Consider the following 6,294-nt stretch of genomic DNA (forward strand, 5'->3'; position numbering starts at 1 on the left):
GCCAGCGGCGCCGTCACCGTCGTCGCCGAGCGGCTGGGCCGCATCACCCTGGCGGTCGGGTCGAGGTCCCGCGACTTTCGCTGAGCTTTCACCGAGCATGCATCCACTGCCAATTTCGTGCCGCTTTTTCGCAATGGATGCATGGCATGCCTGTCATGCACGCTCGGCGAGGGTGGCTATCGTCGCCGACCGCGAGGTCACCCCAGGCTCACGCCGCCGCCGCCGCCGCCCCCGCCGCCGCCTACGATGAGACCGCCGCCGCCCGGACCGCCCGTACCGCCGACACCGCCACCCCCACCGCCACCGCCATTATTACCACCTCCCCCGGGGCCGCCGTTACCTCCGGTCCCGCCACCGCCGCCACCGCCAGCTTGGACGCCGCCGCCGCCGGCGCCGCCGGTGCCGCCGATCGCCCCGCCGCCGCCGCCACTACCGAAGCCGTTCGCCCCGCCGGCACCGCCGGCGGGGGCGGCCGCGGTGCCCCCCGCACCGCCAACGGGGTCCCCGCCGCCGCCGCCGCCGTTGCCACCGGTGGTGTCCCCGCCGGAGCCGCCTTGAATACCGGCGCCGCCCCCGCCGCCGCCCCCCCGGGACCGCCATTCCCGCCGCCGCCAAAGTTCGCGCCGCCGCCGCCCCCGCCCCCGGTACCGCCGGCCCCGCCGCCGCCTGTGCCGCCTGCGCCGCCGCTGCCGCCATAGCCAGGGTCACCGCCGGCCCCGCCGCTCGCGCCGCCGCCTAGGCTGCCTGGGCTGCCTGCGCCGCCTGCGCCGCCGGTCCCGCCGGTGACCCCGTTGCCGCCGGCGCCGCCCCCGCCACCGCCACCGCCGGAGCCGCCGTCGCCGCCATCACCACCCGTGCCGCCGTCGCCGACCGCTCCGCCGGTGCCGCCGTTGCCGCCGTTGCCGCCGTTGGTGCCGGACGGTGCGGTCGAATCGGCGGCCGCGTCGTAGCCGGCCCCGCCGTTGCCGCCGTTGCCGGATCCGACGGGAGCCGAGTTCCCACCGGCGCCGGTAGCGCCGGTGACACCGCCGCCGCCGGGGGTGGTGCCGGGCGCACCGCCGCCCCCGCCTGAGCTGGTGATGTCAGTGGGGTTACCCCCGTTGCCGCCGTTCCCGCCGGTGGTTGTGGTGGCGTCACCGGGCGCCCCGGCCCCGCCGTTGCCGGGCGCGCCGGCGTTGCCGCCGTTGCCGCCGGTACCGCCGTCGCCGTTGGTACCCACGCTGCCGAAGTAGCCGGCGTGACCGCCGTCGCCGCCGTTGCCGCCGGCCCCGCCGTTGGCGCCGGCCCCACCATTGCCGCCGTCGCCGCCGGCCGCACCCGCAATGGTGCCTGTGGCTGCGTCGTAGCCGGCTCCGCCTGACCCGCCTGCGCCGCCCGCGCCTCCGGTCCCGCCGAGCCCGCCGACCCCGCCGTTGCCGACCAGCGTCGCGCCATGACCGCCCATCCCGCCGTTGCCGCCGGCGCCGCCACTCTGCGCGGTACCGCCTGCCTCGCCGCCGGCGCCGGTCACCGAACCGGGGCCGCCGGTGAAACCGGTGGCGCCGGCTCCGCCCGTGCCGCCTGCACCTCCGGCGCCGCCGTTGCCGAACAACACACTGGCCGCGTTGCCGCCGGCGCCCCCGTTGCCGCCATTGGAGCCGGTCAACCCCACGCCCCCCGTGCCGCCTGCCCCGCCGTTGCCCAGCAGCGTTCCGCCGGACCCGCCGGCCCCGCCGTCACCGCCGGTGCCTCCTATCCCGCCATTGCCGCCGGTGCCGATCATCCCGGCGTCCCCGCCGGCTCCGCCGGTACCACCGCCGCCCCCGTTGCCGCCCACCCCGCCGGCCCCGGAGAGCCAGCCGCCGTGCCCGCCGGCCCCACCGGCCGCGCCCGCACCTCCGCTCCCGCCGGACCCACCGGTACCGATCAACCCCGCCGCCCCGCCGGCACCGCCGGTCGCCCCCGCGGTCGTCTCTGAATACCCGGTGCCGCCGTTGCCCCACAACAGACCCCCGGCTCCGCCGTTCGGGGCGGACGCGGACCCGTTGGCGCCGTTGCCGATCAACGGGCGCCCCAGCAGTGCCTCGGTGGGCGCGTTGACCACCCCCAGCGCGTCGCGACCCGCCGTCTGCAACGCGGTGGCGCCGCTCGCTTCGGCGGCAGCATACGACCCCGCCGCCGCATTCAACGCCTGCACGAATTCGGTGTGCAAGGCCGCCGCTTGGGCGCCCAGACCCTGATAGGCCTGCCCGTAACCGGAAAACAGCGCCGCGATCCCCGTCGACACTTCATCGCCGGCCGCCGCGGCTACGGCGGTGGTCGGGACCGCCGCGACCGCATGGGCGGCCTGCAGCGTCGAGCCGATACCTGCCACCTGCGTGGCCGTCGACGCCACCAATTCCGGGACCACCACTACGTACGACATCGGACGACCTTCCTGGCAGCGTCTCCAAAGATGTCTCACCGTATCGCCGCTGCGCACCGCCACGGGGCGGGTGTATGCCAATGTTCTTGTCCTGGACACGATCCCGCCACCCGAACCACCGCAGCGACATCCCCGCATCGCAACCCGCCGCCGACGCCGGCATCAGTCGCGGTGCCTCGTCCGCCCCGACCGCCTCGACCGGGCAGATGGGCTGTGTTGGCGGCAACGGGGCTCGGACTGCACGATCACTGCCGATCGCCGTCGAGGCTCAGCCGTCGCCGCCCGCCCCGCGCCGCACCAATTGGTGTCGATGGGCATACACGACGGCCTGGACGCGGTCGCGCACGCCGAGTTTGGCCAGGATCCGTGACACGTGCGTCTTGACGGTCTCTTCGCTCACCACCAGTGCCGCCGCGATCTCGGCGTTGCTGCGGGCCTCTGCGATCAGCAGCAACACCTCGTACTCGCGAGCGGTCAGGGTGGCCACCTCCGGTGGGGTGGGTAACGGGGTGAGCGAGTCGGCGACCCGGGCGGCCAGCCTGCGTGTCATGGCAGGATCGATGACGGAGTCACCCCGGGCGACGATGCGGATCGCGCCCAAGAGTTCCTCCGGCGGAAGGCTTTTGAGCAGAAATCCGCTTGCCCCGGCCCGTAGGGCCTGCGCCAGCACCGCTTCGCTGTCGTAGGTGGTGAGCAGCAACACGCGGGTCGCACCCGCCGCGACGATCGGCGTGATGGCGCCGACCCCGTCTAGCTTGGGCATCCGCACGTCGAGGACGGCGACGTCCGGACCGAGCCGCAGCGTCTCTTCGACAGCCGCGCGGCCGTCGCCGACATCGGCGACGCAGCTGATGTCGGGGTCGGAGTCGATGAGCGCGCGCAGCCCCGCGCGGAACACCGCGTGGTCGTCGGCGATCAGCACCCGGAGCGGTGGGTTCACGTCGCAGCGATCGGTAGTGACACCGTGGCACGCCACTGCCGGTCGTCGTCGGTGCCGCAGTCCAGCGTGCCCCCGAAAAGTTCGGCACGGCGGCGGATACCGTCGAGGCCGCGGTGCAACGACTCACCGGAATACGGCTGCGGCGCGACGGGGTTGGACTGCGCGATTACCAACCGATCGCCCTGGTGGTGAACCTCGACGCGGGCGCTGCCGTCGCCGTGCCGCAGCGCATTGGTGAGTAGCTCCTGCACGATCCGGAATACGGTCACATCCAGGGACTGCGGCAAAGCCGTCGCGCCGGTTGGCAGCACGAGCTCGACCGCGAGCCCCGCGCCGTTCACCGAGTTGATGAGTTCCTCGATGTTGGCCAGGCCGGGCTGGCGGTCGCCGGCGTCGTGGTTGCCGTGCAGCAGGTCGAGTTGACGTCGTAGGTCGACCATCGCCGCCCGGGCGGAGGATTCCACCGCCGACAACGACCGGGTCACCGCGGGCGAGGTGTCAGCCCGGTTGCTCGTCAACGCCATGCGGGCCGCACCGGCGTGGATTCCGATGGCGCTGACGTGATGGGAGATCACGTCGTGCAGATCGCGGGCGATGGCTTCGCGCTCCTGGGTCAGCGCCTGGTCCGTTGCGGCACGCTGCTCCTGTCGACGAAGCCTGTCTCGTTGCTCGAGCTCGGTGATGTACGTGCCGCCGGCCGCGGTGTAGCGGCCGACCAGCCACGGCACGATCACGTTGGAGGCCGTGATCATCAGCAGGAGTCGCCAGTCGTGCCCGTCGGCCGCGGTCAGGACCGCCGCCCACGCGACCGCGCCCGCGAGCAGGGGAACGATCAACAACGACGCCCGGTTCGACAACCATGCCCCGGCGCGGTAGCCGGCCACCAAGATGCCGATATCCCAGAAACCGGTGGCCCGGCCGTGGCTGTACAGCAGCCAGCACGCCACCAACCTCGTCGCGACCTGCGCCACGGCCACCGCGCTCACGCTGTCCGGCGGCGCGGCCAGGGCCAGGTCGGCCGCAATCAGCAGCACCGCCACCGCCGTGGCGGGGAGGGGCGCGTCCGGGTAGATCCCGGAAAGCAGGAAGTAGGTGAGGTCGATCGCGGCCACGATCGCGCCGACCACAAGCGATTGCCGGGCCAGCGACCGGCGCGAGCCTTCCAGGCCGCCAACCGGATCGGCGCTGCCCGCAGGCCCCCACGACCAGAGTTCCCAGCGGCGCGCCACGGCAGGCCACATTACCGCCAGCGGGGTCGGCCATCCCTCCTGAGAGGGATACGGAATGGCCCTGCCGCGCGATGTTTTCGCAGCTCCTTGTTCATAGCGTGGCAGGCATGGAAGCTACGGCCACACTGATCCTCTGGACGGTCCCCGCCTTTGTCCTGCTGTCGCTCATGGAATGGATCGATGACAGGAGCGGCCCCGGCAAGCACGACAACACCTTCTCGGCACGCGACACCGCCGGCAACTGGGTGACCTACCTGCTGAACACCCTGTCCAAGGCGATAGGACACTACGTGCTGCCGTTTTCCACGATCGTGGTCGCCGGTGCACTCACGCCGCTGCACCTGTCGCCCACCCACTGGTGGGTGTGGGTGGCGTGCCTGGTGGTCACCGACTTCTGCTACTACTGGGCGCACCGCGGGGATCACCGGATCCGGCTGCTGTGGGCCGCGCACAGCGTGCACCATTCCAGCAACTACTTCAACATGTCGACCAATCTGCGGTTGCCGTGGTTTCAGCCGGTGTCGACCGCCGTGCGCGGCCTGGCCTGGCTGCCCGCGGCACTGCTGGGCTTCCCCGTGTGGATGATCTTGCTGATGAACACGATCGGACTGATCTTCCAGATCCCCTGCCACAACCAGCGGATCGGAAAGCTCTGGCCCCCCTACGAATTCCTCTTCAACACACCGTCGCACCACCGCGTGCACCACGGCGCGAACAAGCCCTACATCGACAAGAACTACAGCGGGGTTTTCATCATCTGGGATCGGCTGTTCGGTTCCTACGCCGAAGAGATCGAGCCGGTCCGCTACGGACTGATTCACGACATCGACACCGAAAACCCGCTGAGGTACAACTTTCTGGAATTGGCGGCGCTGATCCGCGACGCGGCCCGCGCCACGACGTGGCGCGCACGCCTCGGCCACGTCTTCGGTCCGCCCGGATGGGCCCCGGCCGGCGCGGTGGCTCGTTCGGCCGACGTCCGCAGACTGTCACCGAACCCCGGCGTGTCGCGTGCAGACACGCGCCCTCGCCGGGGCTCGGCGGGGGTCGGGCCCCGACGGTAGTCTCCGCACCATGACCCTGAACCTGTCCGTCGACGAACTCCTCACCACGACCCGCTCGGTCCGCAAACGCCTCGACTTCGACAAGCCGGTGTCCCACGAGGTGCTGATGGAATGCCTCGAGCTGGCGCTGCAGGCGCCCACCGGCTCCAACGCGCAGGGCTGGCAGTGGGTGTTCGTCGAGGACGCCGACAAGAAGAAGGCGATCGCCGACATCTACCTCGCGAACGCCCGCGACTACCTCAGCCTGCCCGCGGCGCAGTACCCCGACGGCGACACCCGCGGAGAGCGGATGGACAAGGTCAAGGACTCCGCCTGGTATCTCGCCGAGCACATGCACGAGGCGCCGGTGCTGCTGATCCCCTGCCTGGAGGGCAAGGTGGACAAGGCGCCGCTGGGCCTGAGCGCATCGTTCTGGGCGTCGCTGTTCCCGGCCGCGTGGAGCTTCTGCCTGGCGCTGCGCTCGCGGGGCCTGGGCACCTGCTGGACGACCCTGCACCTGATCGGCGACGGCGACAAGCGGGCCGCCGAGGTGCTCGGCATCCCGCACGACAAGTACAGCCAGGGCGGGCTGTTCCCGATCGCCTACACCAAGGGCACCGACTTCCGGCCCGCCAAACGGCTGCCGGCCGACCAGGTCACCCACTGGGACACCTGGTA

General features: G+C 72.2%; 5 protein-coding genes. 2 read left to right on the top strand and 3 right to left on the bottom strand.

What is annotated here, in order from left to right; translation table 11 throughout:
• Window positions 1-241: 241 nt before the first annotated feature.
• The 3 genes from AC2VOP_RS05835 to AC2VOP_RS05845 form a co-directional block, all read right to left on the bottom strand.
• The gene (locus tag AC2VOP_RS05835; protein ID WP_486960073.1) at window positions 242-2,404 is read right to left on the bottom strand and encodes a PE family protein; all 2,163 of its coding nucleotides are present in this window, start codon (window positions 2,402-2,404) and stop codon (window positions 242-244) included.
• 268 nt (window positions 2,405-2,672) lie between these two features.
• Window positions 2,673-3,344 (bottom strand): response regulator, encoded by a 672-nt coding sequence (locus tag AC2VOP_RS05840; RefSeq protein ID WP_486960074.1) that lies wholly within the window; start codon window positions 3,342-3,344, stop codon window positions 2,673-2,675.
• Window positions 3,341-4,573 (bottom strand): sensor histidine kinase, encoded by a 1,233-nt coding sequence (locus AC2VOP_RS05845; protein ID WP_486960075.1) that lies wholly within the window; start codon window positions 4,571-4,573, stop codon window positions 3,341-3,343. Before AC2VOP_RS05845 ends, AC2VOP_RS05840 begins: the two co-directional genes overlap by 4 nt.
• 107 nt (window positions 4,574-4,680) lie before the next feature.
• Between AC2VOP_RS05845 and AC2VOP_RS05850 the strand changes: the two genes are divergently transcribed.
• Both AC2VOP_RS05850 and AC2VOP_RS05855 read left to right on the top strand, forming a co-directional pair.
• On the top strand, window positions 4,681-5,637 hold the full coding sequence (locus tag AC2VOP_RS05850; RefSeq protein ID WP_486960076.1) for a sterol desaturase family protein: 957 nt from the start codon (window positions 4,681-4,683) through the stop codon (window positions 5,635-5,637).
• Between the two features lie 10 nt (window positions 5,638-5,647).
• Window positions 5,648-6,294: nitroreductase family protein (locus tag AC2VOP_RS05855; protein WP_486960077.1), on the top strand; the 647-nt coding region annotated here is incomplete at its 3' end.

The sequence above is a fragment of the Mycobacterium sp. TH-M106 genome (genome assembly GCF_057473765.1).

What these genes read in the sequence shown, in the direction of transcription:
- AC2VOP_RS05835 (WP_486960073.1), bottom strand. Translation starts at nt 2,404, where the DNA reads ATGTCGTACGTAGTGGTGGTCCCGGAATTGGTGGCGTCGACGGCCACG.
- AC2VOP_RS05850 (WP_486960076.1), top strand. Translation starts at nt 4,681, where the DNA reads ATGGAAGCTACGGCCACACTGATCCTCTGGACGGTCCCCGCCTTTGTC.